The organism is Sutcliffiella sp. NC1, from assembly GCF_027594365.1.
Lineage (GTDB): Bacteria > Bacillota > Bacilli > Bacillales > Bacillaceae_I > Sutcliffiella > Sutcliffiella cohnii.
Genome location: NZ_CP115153.1, coordinates 2,742,451 through 2,761,329 on the forward strand (window position 1 = coordinate 2,742,451; position 18,879 = coordinate 2,761,329).

Here is an 18,879-nt window from a genome sequence, read left to right on the forward strand (position 1 = left end):
TATGAAGACTGTATAAAAGGAGGAATTGGAATGGAAGAAGTTAAAATTGGTGAAGTATTTACCATAACGGATGATAATGGAGAAGAGCAAGAAATGGAAGTACTAGCAACAATGGAAGTTGAAAGTCATACATATGTAGCTGTTGCCTTCGTAGACGATATCGAGACAGATTCGGAAGAAGATATGGATATTTTCTTCTTGAAAGTGGAAGAAGAAGGCGATTTCGCCCCTATCCTTAGTGATGAAGAGTTCGATAAAGTATCTAAAGCTTTTGAAACAAACTTTGATGACGAAGCTTAAACTTAGATAGAGAAACTACGATAAAGGATGGCAATAAGATGGAGAATCTACTCTTTAAAGATGTATACATAGAAAGAAGTCATAAAGAAACAGATGAAGTTATTGCAATGGAAACTTCCGCTTTTCTCGAAGAAAAGATATCTTTCTTAATAGAAAAAAATCATATTGTTGAGTATATTTACGTCGAAATGGATGCCTTCACAAAATTGAAAGTTGAAGGGGTATGCATCGAACTCGATGACATATTCAGAACGTATAACGTTATGATAGGATTACCAGTCCAAAAGAAACATGAAGACAAAATAAAAAGTTATTTCAACGACATATTACATAGTGATGAACTAAAGTTTGCTGCCATGTTTAATCAAAATGATGGGCTATGGGATATTAATTTCACACTAAATTATGTAGAAGCTTTCGACGACAATATGACGGTAAAGGAAGCATTAACTGTTATCTACAATGTTATAAATAACTTAATACAATTAATAAATGAAAAGTAATGTTACGAGGTTGAATTCAATGAATATAATCAAACATGAAATAGAAGAAATAGTCGATCCAACAGGAATATTAACCGGAAAAAGATATGAGTGTATTTTGCACTTGGATGTTGAAGAGGAGGACGAACTATATTCTGAAAGTGGAGTATATGTAAAAGTCCTGATTGCGATGGATGATAATGGTCCCCGACTATTAAGTCATCATTTATATGAAGAAGCTACAAACAAGTATTTAGATTTTGAATTAGAAGAGGATGAACTAGCAGTTATTCTTTCATATTGCGTAGAGCATCTTTAAGGTGCACTTGATTTCCATACTAAAATCATGTAATATAATTGTACAAGCTACTCTGTACGTAATAATAAAAAGTTTTAACCTTTATGCTGTAATAGGGAGTTTTAATTATAGTTGGAATGTAATGCCTCCTCGATTGAGGACTACATGAACACTTTTGCGAACACCCACTTTGAGGAGTGTGGTTTAAAACTTTCTTATTTTAAGTTACGGCAATGGTGGCTTATGAAAAAATTATTTTTTTCGACCCAATTACCTTTGTAATTGGGTCTTTTTATTGTTTCCGAATTTCCGAAGATTCTACTACAAAACGAAGAGAAAGCACATTAAAAAAATACGTATACAGGCACCATATTTATTTTTATTCATATGTAAAAAGAGTAAATATAAATGTGGGAGTGACTTACGATTAAGAAGCTGCGTTTTGCATTATTTCTTTCCATGTGTCTACTTGTTTCCGGTTGTTTTTCCGCGTCAGTCGAAAAGGATATTACAGAATATGTTAACGAAGGACTATTACCATTAGCAGATCTCGAGGAAGAAGCAATAGACTTGTTTGATAGTGTTGTTGGATATAATTATACAGATGATTACACTTTATATGACACATTAAACTTAGAAGTAATACCTAGATATCAAAAGCTATTAAATGAATTGGAGAAATTAAAGCCAAATACAGAAGAGGTACAACAAGTACATGACATATACGTTAGTGGCGCAAAAAAACAATATGAAGCGATGATGCTTATTTTAGACGGTATTGAGTTTCAAGACGTTTCTATTATTGAAGAGGCAAATTTACGGTTAGCAGAAGGTCGAACGATAATTAGAGAATTTCAAATTAAGCTTGATGCGTTGATTGAAGAGTATGAACTCGAAATGGAAGTAGATTATGAAGTTGAAATGTATTAAGAGAAAAAACCGCTAACCTCAATCAGAAGGTAAGCGGTTTTTCTTAGATATATGTGTTATGCGCCAATTTTTTTGTAGATAAACGATTGCCTTTATTTGTTTTATCTTTTTTCACTCTCATTGCTACATACACCCCTATAATGACGAAAGTAGCACCAATGGCATGAAACAGTGTGAACGTTTCACCTAATATTATAGTTGCCATAATCACAGCAGAAAGTGGCATAACGTTGATAAAGATAGAAGATTTGGCAGCCCCTACTTCTTTAATTCCGTAGTAATACATAACAAAGGAAATAACTGTAACAAAAACGCTCATGTGGCCAATAGAAAGCCAAGCAGTTAACGATGCAGACTGGATATCCGCCCACGATGTTTCATAAATAGCAAATGGGAGTAAAAATAAAGTACCAAACCCAACAGCATAGGTCGTCGAAGAAATAGAACTAAATTTCGATAATACGACTTTACCAACCACGCTATAGAGTGCCCAACTAATAACAGCCCCTAAAAGAATCAAATCAATCGGCTCAAATCCTAATTGTATAAGGGAAGCAAAGTCACCTTCTGTAATGATAAAAGATACCCCAGTTAGAGCAATTACCATCCCGATAATATGGTTCTTAGTTAGTTTTTCTTTTAAAAATATGCTAGATAATAACACAATTAAAATAGGGTTAGCCGCTATAAATAAAGAACTTTTTATTACTGGAGCATGCTTACTTGCTAAGAAAAAACAAATGTTATAAATGGCAATTCCCGTTAATCCTAAAATAGCAAATAACAAATAATCCTTTTTCGTTCGTTTTGGGCGATTTTTTTCTACAGTCCACATAATAGGAAAAAGAATGATTGCTGCTCCTAAAAACCGTAAAAAAGCGACTGTTGCCGGTTCAAAACTAACTACTGCATACTTACCTGCAATAAACGCACTACCCCACGTTGCTGTTGCTAACGTGAGCATTCCATAAATTAGCCAAGTTTTTTTATCCAATCTTTTTCCCTTCAATCTTCTAAAGTATTTAAACGTATTTTAACATGTTTTTCGTAAAACGAAATATATTTTCAAAAAAATAACCTGAAATAATTTCTCCTTTATAGGAACATTAAGTATATAGTTGTGATTTCTATGTTTGAAAAGGGACTTCGAGCTTATTTGCCTAAATATAAAAAGTTGCTAATCAGACATTTTTTTTGGTATATTATTATAATGTAATAAATTATACATCATTTAAAAGATTTTTTAGAAAGTAGTAGGTGACTAGTAATGAATCAACCATATAGAGTTTTACTTTATTATAAATATGTTCATATAGAAAATGCTGAACAATTCAAAGAGGAACATTTAAACTTTTGTAACGAGCTAGGTTTAAAGGGTCGTATCATTATTGCGGATGAAGGCATTAACGGGACGGTTTCTGGAAACGTAGAGCAAACAGATGCCTATATAAATCATATGAAACAAGATGCTCGTTTTGCTGATATGATCTATAAAATTGACGAAGCAACAGGCCATGCTTTCAAAAAGATGCGTGTTCGTTATAGACCAGAACTAGTAACTCTTCGTTTAGAAAATGATGTGGACCCTAATAAAACAACAGGAAAACATTTAAAACCTAAAGAATTCTTCGAAGCTATGAAAAGCGAAGATACGGTAGTAATTGATGCTAGAAATGACTATGAGTATGACTTAGGTCATTTCCGTGGCTCTGTACGACCAGATATTAATTCATTCCGTGAATTGCCACAATGGATTAAAGAAAACAAACAGCAATTTGAAGGTAAGAAAATACTAACTTATTGCACAGGTGGAGTTCGTTGTGAAAAATTCTCCGGTTGGCTATTAGAAGAAGGCTTTGAAGATGTAGCTCAATTAGATGGCGGAATTGTTACGTACGGAAAGGATCCTGAAGTACAAGGACAACTATGGGACGGGCTATGCTATGTATTTGATGAGCGTATAAGCGTTCCCGTTAACCCAAAAGAGCACGTAATTATCGGTAAAGATCATTATACAGGTGAACCATGTGAACGTTATGTAAACTGTGCTAACCCAGAATGTAATAAAAAAATATTAAGCTCAGAAGAAAATGAGCATAAATATATGCGTAGTTGCTCGCATGAATGTCGTGTACACCCAAGAAATCGTTACATTGCACAACACGACTTACCAGAAGAAGAAGTGCAAAAAAGACTAAACGTAATAGCAGAAGAAATTAATGCATAAGTTAAACCCCTCAAATTAAATTGAGGGGTCTTTTTAAATGTTATTTTCTTTGTGTTTCATAACAGTTACGTTAGTCGTACCTTTCTTTGAAAAATAACTATGCAATAACATTCCAATCATAATGATAAATAAACCAATAATAGCAATGTTGTTCGGAAAAGGGCTTGAAAGTAAAAGAACTTCACCAACGATCACAAAAAAAACTTGGGTAGATTGGGTAGCTTCTACCGCTGCTAGTTTTGTCTGATCATGCTTAACACGATCTGTTGCAATAAAAAATAACGTTGTCGCAATGACACCAGAACTAACTGCAACGATAAATGATTGAACAATTTGATCATTCGAAGGAGCACCTATTGTAACGAAGGCATATCCTCCTATTAGAAACCAAAAGGGGAGGCTAGCCAATGTCATTCCGAGTACTCGTTGATACGTATCTAATTTACCTTTACACAACTCCATCATTTTTCTATTGCCTAACGGGTAGGAAAATGCGGCAATTAACACCGGTAATACACTTAACAGCAATAACGAAAGAGTGAAATTTGCTGCATTTTGAAATTGAATAAAAACAACACCGATAAAAATTAAAAATGAAATACACAATGCCTTTACTGGTATTTTATTTCGTATTTTAACCGGCCCATTATTAGTTTGAATAAATTCATAAAAGAGTGGACCAAGCAACACACCAGCTACAATTGTTATTTGCCAAGTTCCAGCAACTAACCATCCGGGTCCATAAGCTGCAGCGAATGTAATTGGTCCATAAAATAGAACAAAACCGATAAAGCTCCATAGTAGCCACGGTACTAGATTTTTGCGCATTTCCTGAAGTAATTGCATTAAATTTTTTCTCCAAAGAACAATAACTATTAAAAATGGGACCATAAATAAAAAGCGAAGGGAAGAGCTCCATAACCAACTACCTCCCGCAAGTTCCATAGAACGGTTCAAAATAAAAGTAACCGCAAAAAACATCGAAGCTAAAATACCGAGTAATATCTCTCTCATTATTTAGCAACCTTTCCTAAAAATAAATATTTATATCCATTATAGTCGATTAAAAGATAAGGCTACTACAATTATTTTAAATAAAATGAAATGAATGAATATTTATAATTTAATTTGCTAAAATGTTAAAAGGTATTATACTATTATAAAATAACGTTTTAAAGCAGAAGGGCATGTGAAGAATGAAAAAAGTAGGATACTTAGGTCCAAAAGGCACATTTACAGAAATGGCTGCTAAAGCAGTTTTTCCAAATGCAGAAGGACATCAATATAAAACTATACCTTCATCAATTGATGGAGTTGTCAATGAAGAGGTAGACATTGCAGTTGTTCCATTAGAAAATGCAATAGAGGGTTCGGTTAATTTAACGATGGATTATTTGCTTCATAACGTCCATTTACCAATTATCGGAGAGGTTATTGTACCAATTAGGCAACATTTACTCGGATTACAAAAAAACAGTGGCGACTTGGAGGCTGTGAGAAAAGTTTATTCACATCCTCACGCGATTGCACAATGTCATAATTTTCTAAGAGAACAATTTCCTCATGCAGAGATTGAGTATACAAATTCTACTGGAGAGGCCGCTCGATATATAATGGAACATCCTAACGAGCTATCCGTAGCGATTGGTAACGAATTAGCGGCTGAAGAGTATGGGCTTCAAATATTAAAACATAATATTCATGATTTCGAAAATAACCATACTCGGTTCATTATAGTTAGCAACAATACTGTTTTAACGAAAGATCATTCACCACTTTATACGAAACATAAAACAACATTAATGATCACTTTACCTTCCGATTATTCCGGAGCATTGCATCAAGTACTATCGGCTTTCTCATGGAGGAAATTAAATTTATCAAAGATCGAGTCAAGGCCAACGAAAACAGGTTTAGGAAATTACTTTTTTGTTATTGATGTAGATCACGGAATGGATGACATTCTCATACCAGGAGTAATAGCAGAATTAGAAGCACTACAATGTTCCGTACGAGTGTTAGGCAGCTATCCTTGCTATTCTATAAATATGAACATTATTGCAAAATAAACTTCGTATAGATAAACTATTACTTAAAATAAATATCACATTTTAACAACTGCTGAATATACTAACTTCTGTGTGAGTTAAAAAATAGTAAAGAAGGATGAGTTATGATGCAAAATAATCAGAAGTTATTTATTGAAAGCAGTTGGAATAATGTCTCAGGCTATAAAGTAGTTGAGATGAACGTGTCAGATGCAACAGATTCTCTTTATGCTGTTGTTACACCAGTAAAAAATAATATTGAAAAGAACAGTTCAATAAAATAAACAAAAAACCACCCTAATTTGTAATTTTACATAGCAGGGTGGTTTTTTATAAAAGATAAAATAGTCTTATACAGATGAGATGAATATTGTTGAACTATATAAATTTTACAGAACTACAATAATAATTAACTAAATAATAATTAAATCACATAGAATTGTTAAATACATTATCAACGAAAGAAATAATAAAAAAAGGTTAAAATAATTAACTTATGAAATGAACTTAACAATAAAACTCTTCTAATAGAACTTGTAGTAAAAAGGGGAAGTAAAGTCACTAATAAAAAATGATAGAAATCCAACTGTACCTCTCTCCCTTTTTTTTATTAGTTTACATAATATAAATTATAGGAAGTTAAATATTTAACTGTAATTCTATCTCATTAACAAAGTATACTTTTGATATTGAGACAGAATAAAAAAAAGAAAGAAAATCTCAGTTAAACTTTAGCTAACTGAGATTTTCTTTTACATTAGTTTTTCGTAACTAAATATGCTTTATATTCCGTTACACCTGCTTTTTCTACATACACTCCAAGTACCCAATCGCCATTTGCAAGGTCAATTCCGTTTTGAACTGTTCCATCCCAATTAAATTCATGAATTGGCGCTGATACGTTTTCAAATGATCCAATTGTATCAACAAACCCACCAATTGTATTACCAGGTCCTAATACATAAATATCATACTCGATTACTTCTGCTCCACCAGGTAAATATGATCCTACATAATAAGAACCGTCAGCCTCTTTCCCCATAAATGCACCAGTCACACGAGGATAATCTGGCTCTCCTACAAATAAGATTGTTGGTACTTCAATAGATTGAGTGCCATCACTTACAGTAATTGATCCTTCATAATACCCTGGTTCTAATTTTGAAGTATCCACTTGAACATTAAAGTTAACTTGCTGTGTTTTACCAGGTTGAACTTGTAAATTATTACTTGTCATTACTTTAATACCTTCTGGATTACCAGCAAATTCTACATCAAAGCTATATGCTTTTCTTTCGTTGGATAGGTTTTTAATTTCAAAACTTTGTTTTTCCACTTGTTTGCCACTTTCTTTTACAAATTTACCGAAAGAATGGCTTCCAGGTGCTACTAACGTTTTAGTATTAATAGCATCTAATACACGAATACTTCCAGCACCTTGCGTATTGTGTGGGTATACTTTACCTGTTGCTGGATTAATCATATCCTCAGCTGTATTCATTAATGCTGCTTTTACATCTTCTGTACCCCAATTAGGATGAGCCTGAAGAAGTAGTGCTGCTGCCCCAGCTACGTGTGGTGATGCCATACTAGTTCCTTGAAGTGCAGCATAACCTTCACCCGGGAACGTACTTACGATATTAACACCAGGTGCAGATACATCTGGCTTGATCATCCAAGTAAGTGTTACCGGACCACGGGATGAGAAGTCAGCCATTGTTTCTCCTACTGCTTTATCAAACTCAATATCGAATGAAACTGTGTTATTTCCAGCTTCTAGCTCTGCGAGTAACTTTTGACCGTCAGCTAACGTAGTTTTAATCGTTGGTACAGCCATACCTGGTACATCTGGCTGCTCTCCAGCTACGTTATTGAAAATAATCGCACCTACAGCACCTGCATTCTTAGCATTTGTAGCTTTATCAACAAATGCAAATTCTCCACGGCTAATTAATGCTATCTTCCCTTCTAGGTCTTTTTCTTCGAAATCTTCTTCTGCACCTAAGCCAACAAATACAAACTCATATTCACCATCATTTAGGCTAAGTAACTCCTCATCAGACGGGAATCCCATTACTTTTGCACTCGGATATGAAACACCTTCGGATGTAGAAATTACCGAAGTATATACGTTATAAGGTAATTGAGTTGCACCAACAGAAATAGCATCACGAGATGTTCCTGGGGAACCTACAGTCCAGTTATTAGGACCAGCGTTACCATTAGAAGTAACAGCAACTACTCCTTCTGCCATCGCCCAATCAAGTGCAATCGAAGTAGCCCAATCAGGGTTATTTAGTGTATTACCTAAAGATAAATTCATAACGTCAACGCCGTCTTGAACAGCAAGCTCAACACTAGCTACAACGTCTTCTGTCGTTCCACCATTAGGACCTAATACTCGATAGGCTATTAGACTAGCTTCTGGAGCAACACCTTTAATTCCTCCATTTGCTGCAACTGTACCAGCTACGTGGGTACCATGGTATTGACCTGGCCCTTCTTGAGGGTCATTATCGTCATCAACAAAGTCAAATCCTTTATAGTCACCGAAAGCGTGAGCTAAATCGGGATGAGTGTAATCTACCCCAGTATCAATGATTGCTACAGTTACACCTTCACCAGTAAACCCTGCATCCCAAGCTAGATCTGACCCGATAAATGGTGCACTTTCCATCATCTCAGGACTGAATGCTTCAGCAGAAATTTCCTCCGCGGAGATTACATCAGCAGTATAATGTACGTTCGGATAAACCGCTTTCACTCCTGGAGTTGCCAATAATTGAATGATTTCATTTGCAGGTAATTCCACAGAGAAACCAGAAAATACGTGATCATATTCACGATTTACTTTTGCGTTGCTAACTTTTCCTTGTAAAGAAGAGATTACTTTATCTCTTTCTGCTTTTAATTTTCCTTTTGATTGGCTCTTCCCTTTATGTTTTGCTTCTACAATAGATTCCGCTTGTAACTCAACAATAACTGTAGTTGGTTTACTTGACGAAAGTTCAATTTCACCAAACAGTTCTGCTAAAGGTAATTCTTTTACTTCAACCTGCTTACCTCCATTTGCACTAGCCCCAAACGCAAACATAGAGATAATTAATGAAAGTACCATTAAATTAATAAATATTTTTGGTAATCTTTTCCCCATTTTTTTACATACACCCCTTATTTTCGATACTGTAAGGAATTTCTAAGAATTTTCCCCTATGTACAAAGTCACCCCCTTGAATAGAACGGGGAATTATATTCTAAAAATCCTTACAATGTAACTAATTATAGATACACATTCTATATCCCTCTCAGACTTTCGCTCTATCATTACGACATAAAAATCGAAATATATAGTGTGTTTTTTGACACATAATTTCTTCGTAATCGAAAATGCGTCATAATTCGAGTTATAAATTACAGGAGTCTATGAATATAGCACTATATTTTTCGGCATTTTTCATCACAAGTACAAAAAAATAACGCCTGATTTTTTTCCAGGCGTTTAGTTGGGTCTCTTATTCAAAATTGGAAGAATCGAATTAGGCGAAGTTAATTTTACTAGGTCATGATAAACTTCTGTTGATGCACAAAATAATAAGGTAGAACCATTATCAAATGAATGCAACAAAACGTTACCATTGTTTAAAAGTTGAAAGTCAAATACATCTGTAGGTATATCAGGGGAGCTATTTTTTAATAAAACTTCTTTTGTAGTGGATTCGATTGAAAAATAGCTTATTTGCATGCCTTCTTCTATTGGCATGTCTTTTATTCTATTAGGAAGTAGCAGATTATAACCCTTTGTACTAACGTTGCTCTCTTCTGCCACTTGTAAATCCCCTGGCCAATACTTCCATGCAACGCTATCTGCTTGATCTAAAAAGTACATGACAACTCTATTAAAGTTTTGTTTGTTTTCTTTATTTCTTACTTCTCCTTTAGCTGTACCAACATACCGGTTAGATAAGTCTAGACAATGAGTAAAATTCACAACAGCATTACACCCCTTCAAAGCTATTATTAAACTTAATTATTATTGTTATTTAGAAGTTAAGTATTTATGCTTCCACTTTTCTTTTACTCACATCATTAATAGCCTGTAATAGCAACTCTTTATTAAAATCAGGAAATAATGTATCTGTGAACCACATTTCAGCGCTGGAACTTTGCCATAATAAAAAGTTACTTAACCGCTTTTCTCCCCCTGTGCGAATTAGTATTTCTGGATCAGGTAGCCCTTTCGTATATAGATAATTTTCTATCATTTCTTTACTAATATCATTGGTTGATATTTTAGAGATGTTTATATCTTGAATCAAAGACTTTGCTGCATGTATTAATTCATTTCTTCCACCATAATTTAAAGCAAAATTGACGACTAATGCTCGGTTATTAGAAGTTTTTCTCATAGCTGTTTCTACCGCATTTCGCGTGTGGCTAGGCAAACCTTCAATATTACCAGATATCCACACTTTAATATCCTTCTCCATAAACTCTGGTAGTTTCTCCGTTAAATAACGTGCAGGTAAATCCATTAGATAGTTCACTTCATCCTTTGGTCTTTTCCAATTTTCTGTAGAAAACGCATATAACGTCAACACTTTTATACCTAATTCTAATGAAGCATCGATAATTCTTTCCATTGCTTTGGAACCAGCATAATGACCTTGGCTTCTCGTTAGTCCACGCCTTTTCCCCCATCTCCCGTTTCCATCCATCATAATTGCGATATGAGCTGGAATTCTTTCCATAACAGTACCCCTTTACTTTAAATTTGGTATTTTATTTTTAACTAGCTTTAATGTCGCTACAATAAGAAAGCTAACAATTACTAATAATAGCCAGGAACTTACTTTGCCTAGATGGACGAGACTCCAAGACCCGGTTTGGTTTGGATATTCCCAAGCTCCGAAGAACGTTGCGATATTTTCCGCTATCCAAATAAAAAATCCTATTAATACGAAAGAAAGTGCTATTGGCATACGGTAAAGAGTTCCTCTAACTTCATACGTGACCCATGATTTCCAGAAGACGATAATGACAAGCCCGGATAACCACCATCGAATGTCTATCCAATAATGATGAGTGAAAAAATTCAAATATATTGCGGTAGCAAGCGGTACCACTACTAAGAACGGGGGCCACTTCACTAGATTAACATTTAACCTTCTCCACGCTTGGCAAAGATAACTGGCCACGCTAGCGTACATGAAGCCACTATATAAAGGGACTCCTAAGATTTTAAAATAACCTTCCTCTGGATAAGACCAAGATCCCATATGTACTTTAAAAATTTCGAGCGCAAGACCGATGAGGTGAAACAAAGTAATCACTTTAAGTTCATCTTTCGTTTCAAGCCCTGATCGTACCATCCACCACTGCATCAATATGCATATGATAAGTAGCCAATCATATCTTGCAAAGAAAGGAAGCGGAATTATTTGAGTTAGCGCTAAAGAAGCAAATATAACGACAGGAAACAAACAGGATAACGCTTGCTCCCAACCAAAAGAAAAGAGTTGCTTTGTTGCTCTTACTAAACTAAAAGCTTTACTTTGCGTATTAGCAATAGGTAAACTCATCTATAACTCCCCTTTGCATTTCCCTATTATTTATCATCTATATCTTCATCACTTCTGTATTCTAAAATATCACCTGGTTGACAATCTAAAGCTTTACAAATAGCCTCTAACGTTGATAAGCGAATAGCCTTTGCCTTGCCATTTTTTAATATAGAAAGATTCGCCATCGTAATACCGACCCTCTCTGAAAGCTCTGTTACACTCATTTTCCTTTTTGCCAACATCACATCAATATTGATTATAATTGCCATGTTCATCACCTCAGACCGTTAAATCATTTTCAGATTTTATATCAATTGCTTCTTTTAACAGTTTTTGAAGAACAGCTGCAAACACTGCAATTACCAAGGAAGCAAAACTAATGACTAATCCAATTAATATAATTCCTGGGGCATCATCTTTCTCCGCCACTAAATAAAAGAGTGGTAACCCAACCACATACAAAAAACTGATCATAATTGCACAGTTTTTAATATTTTTTAAGCCTCTTACGGAAACTTCTGAGAAAGCTTGATTGTTGTCAATACAGATCAAAAGCTTAAAGGCTTGATATAAAGCAAAATAAAAAGGAATCGCTGTTACGTAAAAAAAGATAAAAACTAGATAGTTCATATACGTAATAGTTGGATACAGCTCTGCCGCGAATTTTGCTATTTCAGGTACTAAAAAAATACATAGCGCAAGAATTGGCATTCCAATAAAAATAACAGCTATTTTTAAAAACAGGGTTGAAACTTGTTTCATTTGTTGCACCTCATTTACATTTTATATGTATCAATCTATCACACGATTTATTGTTTTACAATAAATATTTATTATTTATAATAATATTTTTGTTGTTCAAGCGTAATAAAACAAAAAACGCAGAAGGTTTAGTATCCTCTGCGTCTTCAAGTGTTAATTCTCTTAAATAAACTTTCGGTAATGCCACAGTTCTCATCTTTATATCTCCCTAATTATTTTCCTATTTAAAAAACAAATATTCTTTCTTAGTAGCACCCGATAGTTGTTGTAGTAAAAATTAAACTATATTCCGTATATCTTCCCAACCATATACAAGTTCGGAAAGTTTCTTCCCTGCAATCTCGACTTCTACAACATCTAGTAATTTACCACCAAGCCTTTCGTAAAAAAGACGAGATGAATTATCGTTTAAAACGAGAACTAGCATTGAATGTAATCCCATTCCAATAATTTCATCTATGATTGGGGTAATGAGAGCTTTTCCGACTCCTTGTCCTTGATACTCTTTTAGGATATAAATTGCATATAACTCCCCATTGAAGCCATTATATTTACCACTTCTTTCTTTACCTCCTGAAGAAAAACCTACAATGTCTCCTTCACTGTTTTCTGCTACGTATACACCACCATTTGGAATATTATTTAACCATAACTGTTCTCTACTTTCATAAGATAAATTTTTTAAGTATTCTTTAGGAACAATATTTGCGTATGTTGTCTTCCAACTGTCGACGTGCACTTTTGAAATTCCTTTCGCATCGTCCATATTTGCTCTTCTAATTTTGAATACACCTTTATTCATTGTTCCATCTCCTAGATATCAATATCATATATACAATTACTTCAACAAAAGTAAGCGAGAATCCTTCTTTGATTAATGGACCACATCTATCTTTCCAGCTTCACGTACAGGAGGGTCCGAATCTCCTTGACCATTATAATAAAGGACAATTTGTGTGCCTATGTCTAAGTCCAAGTCTTCATACATATCTGGATTCACAATGTAGAATGCGCCATCATTTTCTTGAGCTAATGTAATCAATTCTTCTTCTGATTTATCTGTAATGTTAATGTTCTCAACATCTGATACAACTAACATATAGTATGACCCTTTATAAGGATTGCCTTCTCCATCTGGTTTTTCTATTTTTACAATGATTCCTTCATGTTTTCCTTCATAAGAAGTATTATTGCTGTTTTCATTCACTTGTTGACCACAAGCACCCAATATACAAGCAAGTAGAGTTAACAATAACACTTTTTTCAACACATAAACCTCCTATACTTATAAAAATTATTAAACTAGGCCGCCTAGTTATTAAATTAGTTCAACAAAAATAAGCCAACGTACTCATTTACTTTTAATACAACCTTTCATTTCTTTAAAACAATACTAATTTTCATTAACAGTAAACTCCGCTGCCAAATAGTGCTCTTCAAAGTCACCTGGTTTTCTAAAATCGAGGATATTTTTTACTATACGGTATTCACCAGAATCCAACCTTCCATAGAGCCAATCCCAATTAACAGTCCATTCCTCCACACCTGATGGATCCAAGTCATAGCCAATATCATTAAATCCGTAGTTATCATCTAGGGTAACTGGTACTTGATACCAATTAGTGTCGATTTTCTTTTCCAAATGAAAATATTCACCAAAGATACATTGCTTGTCAGAGCTATTTTCAAATATTACAGTCAATCCAGTCGAGGTTACTGTTCCTTCCTTAACTGTCATCGTAACTCCTTCAAGATTGTTGACAGTTTTATATATTGTAGGTTCCCAGTCTAATACTTTAGATGAATGACTATTACTAGAACTTTTACAACCTGCTAAAAGTAGTAAACTCATTGCTATACAAAAAAGTAAACAAATATATCTCCTCATAAAAACACCCCCTTTTAAATATCAGACGAATAAAACCTAAATATGTTTCTTTTATTGCCTAAATAGTCCTTTGAAAATTAATTGTACCGCGCTTCAATCCTCGGTGTCTCCATAAAATGAACACTTCCTAACTACTTCCCCATCCGCCATTTATCGTCAAGTGCACTTAAAAATGGTTTAGGGTATTATTCGTTAGTTAATTAAAAAAACCTTCCATTTTTACTAATTACTTCTGCTTCGAATGAACCTTTTATTGTAAGCTATACGTAGAGAGTAATGGAGGTGTTAGAAATGTTGTTTCGTTCGAAAGTAGATACTTTTTTTGGTGTGTTTATTTTCATAGCGATTGCTATTATTGGGGCGGTAACCATTTTACCTATATTTCTTGATGAAGAAATTCCAAAAGCAGCGGTAATTATTTTAATTTCGTCCTTCTTCTTTTCAGTGGGACTAATTCTTTGGCCAATATTCTACATTAAATATATGTTTACCGAAGACTATCTATTAGTAAGAGGCGGACCGTTTAGAAGTAAAATTGTTTATGAGGATATGACGAAGGTTTCGAGGACGAGAGACATATTTACAGGTTATCGTATTTTATCTTCGCGAGACGCATTAGAAATTAGCTATAAAACTTCTATGTTAGGCAGTGTGAAAATTTCTCCAAAGGATGAAAGAGAATTTCTGAAGGAGCTACAAAAACATTGCCCTCATTTAACAATAGATTTATAGTCCAAATTACTTGATAGAAGGTTGTGTATAAATATGAAAAGATGGTTAATCGTTATACCCCTACTACTCATTGGGGCATTGTTCCTCTATATAAATGGTTACAGGCTTACTCCAGAAAATGCTGCCAATAGCCACAGTTTTCTTCCGAAAGATGCAATACTAATAGAGCAAGTCCCTATTGAGTCTTCCACTATCTTTGTTTACAAAAGTGATAAAGAGAAACGATACTTAACGGTACTTTCTGAAAAGACAGGATTTTTATATCGGAGTGGCACCTCTACTTATACACCCTTTGTTTCAGATACACTGCAAACTGTAGGCGTTATTAGTTTTTGGAATGACCGTGAAGCTACTACTTACTTAAGTGTTTTGTCTACCAATGATGAAGTTGCTTATATTGAGGTTGGGATTGAACCTGATGTAATTAGAAGAGAGATTCGCGCAGATGAGATGGTTTCTTTCTATTTTCCATTCAGTCATCAAATAGATTTTATTCATCCAACTGCGTACGATAAAGATGGCAATGCCTTATATTATTATGGTTATCCAAAAAATTCGACTACCTTCAGTACTGATGATTTTAAGTGGCATCGAATAGACGATTAATACACGAGTACAAAGATAGAAAAGTACTGTTTATCAAGGAGGGGAAAAAGTTGAGACGTTTCAAAGTACTTATACCACTATTCATTGTCGTCATTATCTATTTATTTTTTAGCGGTTATAGAATAACACCACTTAGTGCCGCCAATGCCTTTCCACTTCTACCAAAAGATGCTGAATTAGTAGAGGAAATGAAAATAAGTACTACTCCTATTTTCGTATATAAAAGTGAGGAAGAGAATCAATATGTATCCGTAACATCTGAAAAAAATGGTGTTTTTTATCGTAGTACCCAATCTACCTTTGTCCCTATCCGTACAGACTCGCTTCAAACAGTCGGCTTAATGAATTTTCGGAATAAGGATGGTGAAGGTACCTATTTTAGTGTTTTATCAACCGATGAGGAAGTTTTCTATATAGAAGTTGGGATTGACCCTGACGTTATTAGAAAGGAAATTAGGGCAGGAGAAAGTGTGTCCTTTTATTTATCCTCATTTGAGGTAATTAATTTCCTTTATCCAACCGCCTATAATAAGGATGGAAAACCATTATTTTATTACGGTATTCCTAAAAATGCACCTACTTACACACCTGAAGATATTAAATGGCATGAAATAATAGAAGCGGAAAAACTAGATGAGTAAGTTAGCTAATCATAAAACTCCATATGAAGCTTTTCCGTTTTATAATACTCCAATCGATCTTCTAACGTACCTGTATGAAACTCAAACTTATGTCCATCCGGATCAGTGAAATAAATCGATTTTTTATCTTTTTCGTCTCTCGGTCTACCACTAAGGATGTTTACGTTTAGTTTCTCTAACTTATCATACATTTGCTCGAAGTCAGCCTCATCGATTGTAAAAGCTACATGTGTATACGAATGTTGAATCTCGTTTCGTGGTATGTCCTTTTCTTCATTTAACGCTAACCATATGCCTTGGAGGTCAAAGTAAGCTGTACTACGACCTTTTACTAACAATTTTGCATCAAATACTTTTTCATAAAAATGAATAGAGCTATCTAAGTCCGAAACCGAAAACAAAAAATGATTTATACCTTTTATCATTAGGTCTTCCTCCTTTTTAAAAACCAAAATAACATTTTCTCAGTCGAAAAAACTCCTCCGAATCTATTTCTTCTTTCCGAACCTCACCATTAATCCACACTGTAAAAGAATCTTCTGTTAGTACGATACTTCCTCTGTCAGTAATCTTCGTAAGCAAAGGTTTCTTATTAAACGGAGATTCTGGGTGCTCGATAATGATTTTTTGTACTTCATTTAAATCCGTTACACCGGCATCCTTTTCGGAATGAAAGGAGTAACCCATTTTCCATTCATCGTGTTTATGTTTTAATTTCATATAAAAAATGTAGTCTCCGAATTCCGTCTCCTTCTTTTCTACACGAAACTCCCCATTGCTGGATGTAACAATATCACCTGTTAACGGAACTGGCTTTAACGGTAAGTTTACACCGAAACCAGTGTCTACAATGTACTTTTTGCCATTCACCGTAATTACATTTGCAACGTGCGTTCTTCCGGTAGACCCCCACTTTTGGTTCACCTGGTCAAAAACGACCCCGCGAACTATCTTCGTATGAAAACCATTTTCGGTTAAAAACAAATATAAAAGATAGTTCAATTCGTAACAAAGGCCACCTTCACCTTTGTTCAAAATTTTATGTTTCACATAGGCATCTGTAATCTCCGTTGTCTTTTCTTCGATAATACAAACGTTTTCAAACGGGATTTCTTTCGCTATCTTTTCTAAAACAGTAGGCAACGTTTGTAAAGTGATCTTTTCACTCTTTGAAAAACTGATTCTTTTTCGCAATAGCTCGTTCACATGACTCATGTTAAACACTTTCTTTTTTATATGTAGGCACTTTCTCCAAAATAGTTTCCACGATATGCTCGATAGACATTGTACCATCGACGATTAAGTCCGAACTAGGTTTAATTGTTTTAAGCATTTCAAGATAACCTTTTCTCCCAAATGAAAGATAGTTTTCCATTTCTTGCAGGATCGTATGACTTGGGCTACCTTGAAAGTCTCTCGACATTCGACGCACCATCGCTACATCTAAAGGAGTGTCGATAAAGATAGCTATATCTATGTATTTACTCATGTTAGATTGTTCATATGCGAAAGGATAATCTAATAGAATGGACTCATACTGCTCCATAAATAATTTTTCTAAATCGGCAATGAGTGGTGATAAATCCCATTCGTTATAATTTGCCCCTTTGTCCACCCAATCTATTATATTTTTCGGTCCATCAAAATCGTAATCGTCGAAGGAGAGTACGATACTTTTATTCAACCTTTCCTTCAGCTGCTTAGTAATGGTTGTTTTCCCACCACCTGAAACTGCTGCAATAGAAATGACAATTGTCGGGTAGAAGACAGGCGCGCGCATTCATTATGAACCACGTTTCCTGTAGCCCCCCTTCAATCCCGGACGGTCGGATTTCCCGAGTCCGGTTTCGGCCTTGACCTGCCACAGATAAGCCTTCCCTATTGAGTCTAGGTTTAAGTTCTAGCCAACATACGCCCATTACTGATTAGGTTTACTTATCCGCTCGTTCTTGTTTAACTAAGTTAACTCTGTGTTCAACCATATGTTAGTTAGAACCGTCAAGTACCCAGAGTCCCTTCGCTCTATCCAATGTGTTACATTGATAGAAATAGAATTTCCTTCTATTTATGAAGGCATTACCCTCCACTCATCGCTACTACGAACTCATGCGCCAATCCTAAATCCTCTCAACCTATTTCGTTTTTATTTAACTTATAAGGCTAAGTCTTTGCAGGTTGTTGCTAGTCCCTGCTGGAAGTAGGACCTTCCCGTCGTTATCTCTGAGAACCTTTCTCCAGATGCTAAATCCCATACTCCGGTCGCTTCTATGGTGCATGTGACCATTTCTTCCCATAGAACATCGGCTTTCCCCACTCGTCCACTAGGTCAGCGCTTTACAACATCCCTTAAAAACAGTTTTCATAAGGGCAGGATTTTCGGAGCTGCAGTATTCGTTAAAGCCTT

General features: G+C 34.8%; 25 protein-coding genes and 1 other RNA gene. 11 read left to right on the top strand and 15 right to left on the bottom strand.

What is annotated here, in order from left to right; genetic code table 11:
- Positions 1-30: 30 nt before the first annotated feature.
- The 5 genes from O1A01_RS14285 to O1A01_RS14305 all read left to right on the top strand — a co-directional run bounded on the left by O1A01_RS14285 (position 31) and on the right by O1A01_RS14305 (position 2,010).
- Complete coding sequence (locus O1A01_RS14285; protein WP_270064372.1) at positions 31-300, top strand: DUF1292 domain-containing protein; 270 nt, start codon at positions 31-33, stop codon at positions 298-300.
- Between the two features lie 38 nt (positions 301-338).
- Positions 339-803 (top strand): branched-chain amino acid aminotransferase, encoded by a 465-nt coding sequence (locus O1A01_RS14290; RefSeq protein ID WP_270064373.1) that lies wholly within the window; start codon positions 339-341, stop codon positions 801-803.
- 19 nt (positions 804-822) lie between these two features.
- Positions 823-1,101, top strand: a complete 279-nt coding sequence (locus O1A01_RS14295; RefSeq protein WP_066410987.1) for a DUF6509 family protein — start codon at positions 823-825, stop codon at positions 1,099-1,101.
- A 41-nt stretch (positions 1,102-1,142) separates the two neighbouring features.
- A non-coding RNA gene (gene ssrS, locus O1A01_RS14300) (6S RNA) lies at positions 1,143-1,327 on the top strand.
- A 212-nt stretch (positions 1,328-1,539) separates the two neighbouring features.
- Entirely contained in the window at positions 1,540-2,010 is a 471-nt protein-coding gene (locus tag O1A01_RS14305; protein ID WP_066410988.1) for a hypothetical protein, read from the top strand.
- A 43-nt stretch (positions 2,011-2,053) separates the two neighbouring features.
- Here the strand turns inward: O1A01_RS14305 and O1A01_RS14310 are convergent, their stop codons facing one another.
- On the bottom strand, positions 2,054-2,974 hold the full coding sequence (locus O1A01_RS14310) for a DMT family transporter (RefSeq protein ID WP_443081812.1): 921 nt from the start codon (positions 2,972-2,974) through the stop codon (positions 2,054-2,056).
- 303 nt (positions 2,975-3,277) lie between these two features.
- On the opposite strand from O1A01_RS14310, the gene trhO reads away from it, so the two are divergent.
- Positions 3,278-4,237, top strand: a complete 960-nt coding sequence (trhO, locus tag O1A01_RS14315) for an oxygen-dependent tRNA uridine(34) hydroxylase TrhO (protein WP_270064375.1) — start codon at positions 3,278-3,280, stop codon at positions 4,235-4,237.
- Between the two features lie 33 nt (positions 4,238-4,270).
- Here trhO and O1A01_RS14320 read toward each other — a convergent pair whose 3' ends face one another.
- Positions 4,271-5,251 carry a DMT family transporter gene (locus O1A01_RS14320; protein ID WP_066410990.1) on the bottom strand — a complete coding sequence of 327 codons (981 nt, stop codon included), beginning with the start codon at positions 5,249-5,251 and terminating at the stop codon, positions 4,271-4,273.
- Between the two features lie 182 nt (positions 5,252-5,433).
- Between O1A01_RS14320 and pheA the strand changes: the two genes are divergently transcribed.
- Together pheA and O1A01_RS14330 are read left to right on the top strand one after the other, a co-directional pair.
- Entirely contained in the window at positions 5,434-6,306 is an 873-nt protein-coding gene (pheA, locus tag O1A01_RS14325; RefSeq protein ID WP_270064376.1) for a prephenate dehydratase, read from the top strand.
- Positions 6,307-6,413: 107 nt separating this feature from the next.
- Positions 6,414-6,569, top strand: coding sequence for a hypothetical protein (locus O1A01_RS14330; protein ID WP_157076569.1), 156 nt, complete (start codon positions 6,414-6,416; stop codon positions 6,567-6,569).
- A 473-nt stretch (positions 6,570-7,042) separates the two neighbouring features.
- On the opposite strand, the gene O1A01_RS14335 is transcribed toward O1A01_RS14330, so the two are convergent.
- From O1A01_RS14335 to O1A01_RS14380, 10 genes are all read right to left on the bottom strand, one after another.
- Positions 7,043-9,439: a S8 family serine peptidase gene (locus O1A01_RS14335; protein WP_270064377.1), complete on the bottom strand. Its 2,397-nt coding sequence runs from the start codon at positions 9,437-9,439 to the stop codon at positions 7,043-7,045.
- Between the two features lie 345 nt (positions 9,440-9,784).
- Complete coding sequence (locus tag O1A01_RS14340; RefSeq protein ID WP_270064378.1) at positions 9,785-10,273, bottom strand: hypothetical protein; 489 nt, start codon at positions 10,271-10,273, stop codon at positions 9,785-9,787.
- 67 nt (positions 10,274-10,340) lie between these two features.
- Complete coding sequence (locus O1A01_RS14345) at positions 10,341-11,033, bottom strand: undecaprenyl pyrophosphate synthase (protein WP_066410997.1); 693 nt, start codon at positions 11,031-11,033, stop codon at positions 10,341-10,343.
- A gap of 12 nt (positions 11,034-11,045) precedes the next feature.
- Positions 11,046-11,864, bottom strand: coding sequence for a DUF817 domain-containing protein (locus O1A01_RS14350; protein WP_270064379.1), 819 nt, complete (start codon positions 11,862-11,864; stop codon positions 11,046-11,048).
- Positions 11,865-11,890: 26 nt separating this feature from the next.
- Entirely contained in the window at positions 11,891-12,115 is a 225-nt protein-coding gene (locus O1A01_RS14355; protein WP_270064380.1) for a helix-turn-helix domain-containing protein, read from the bottom strand.
- Between the two features lie 10 nt (positions 12,116-12,125).
- Positions 12,126-12,608 (bottom strand): DUF2975 domain-containing protein, encoded by a 483-nt coding sequence (locus O1A01_RS14360; RefSeq protein WP_270064381.1) that lies wholly within the window; start codon positions 12,606-12,608, stop codon positions 12,126-12,128.
- A gap of 55 nt (positions 12,609-12,663) precedes the next feature.
- Positions 12,664-12,804: a hypothetical protein gene (locus O1A01_RS14365; protein ID WP_270064382.1), complete on the bottom strand. Its 141-nt coding sequence runs from the start codon at positions 12,802-12,804 to the stop codon at positions 12,664-12,666.
- 81 nt (positions 12,805-12,885) lie between these two features.
- Positions 12,886-13,410, bottom strand: coding sequence for a GNAT family N-acetyltransferase (locus tag O1A01_RS14370; RefSeq protein ID WP_270064383.1), 525 nt, complete (start codon positions 13,408-13,410; stop codon positions 12,886-12,888).
- A gap of 72 nt (positions 13,411-13,482) precedes the next feature.
- Positions 13,483-13,875, bottom strand: a complete 393-nt coding sequence (locus tag O1A01_RS14375) for a hypothetical protein (protein ID WP_066411006.1) — start codon at positions 13,873-13,875, stop codon at positions 13,483-13,485.
- 126 nt (positions 13,876-14,001) lie between these two features.
- A complete protein-coding gene (locus tag O1A01_RS14380; RefSeq protein WP_066411007.1) occupies positions 14,002-14,496 on the bottom strand; it encodes an immunoglobulin-like domain-containing protein in 495 nt (164 codons plus the stop codon).
- Between the two features lie 291 nt (positions 14,497-14,787).
- Between O1A01_RS14380 and O1A01_RS14385 the strand changes: the two genes are divergently transcribed.
- The 3 genes from O1A01_RS14385 to O1A01_RS14395 are packed head-to-tail and all read left to right on the top strand — an operon-like array spanning position 14,788 to position 16,475.
- Positions 14,788-15,228 (top strand): PH domain-containing protein, encoded by a 441-nt coding sequence (locus tag O1A01_RS14385; RefSeq protein WP_066411008.1) that lies wholly within the window; start codon positions 14,788-14,790, stop codon positions 15,226-15,228.
- 33 nt (positions 15,229-15,261) lie between these two features.
- Positions 15,262-15,834, top strand: a complete 573-nt coding sequence (locus O1A01_RS14390) for a hypothetical protein (protein ID WP_066411009.1) — start codon at positions 15,262-15,264, stop codon at positions 15,832-15,834.
- Positions 15,835-15,884: 50 nt separating this feature from the next.
- Entirely contained in the window at positions 15,885-16,475 is a 591-nt protein-coding gene (locus O1A01_RS14395) for a hypothetical protein (RefSeq protein ID WP_066411010.1), read from the top strand.
- 5 nt (positions 16,476-16,480) lie between these two features.
- On the opposite strand, the gene fosM is transcribed toward O1A01_RS14395, so the two are convergent.
- The 3 genes from fosM to O1A01_RS14410 are packed head-to-tail and all read right to left on the bottom strand — an operon-like array spanning position 16,481 to position 18,255.
- On the bottom strand, positions 16,481-16,900 hold the full coding sequence (gene fosM, locus O1A01_RS14400; protein ID WP_066411011.1) for a FosM family fosfomycin resistance protein: 420 nt from the start codon (positions 16,898-16,900) through the stop codon (positions 16,481-16,483).
- Between the two features lie 16 nt (positions 16,901-16,916).
- The gene (locus O1A01_RS14405) at positions 16,917-17,690 is read right to left on the bottom strand and encodes an arylamine N-acetyltransferase family protein (RefSeq protein WP_270064384.1); all 774 of its coding nucleotides are present in this window, start codon (positions 17,688-17,690) and stop codon (positions 16,917-16,919) included.
- Position 17,691: 1 nt separating this feature from the next.
- Positions 17,692-18,255 carry a nucleoside/nucleotide kinase family protein gene (locus tag O1A01_RS14410; protein WP_270064385.1) on the bottom strand — a complete coding sequence of 188 codons (564 nt, stop codon included), beginning with the start codon at positions 18,253-18,255 and terminating at the stop codon, positions 17,692-17,694.
- Positions 18,256-18,879: the final 624 nt, after the last annotated feature.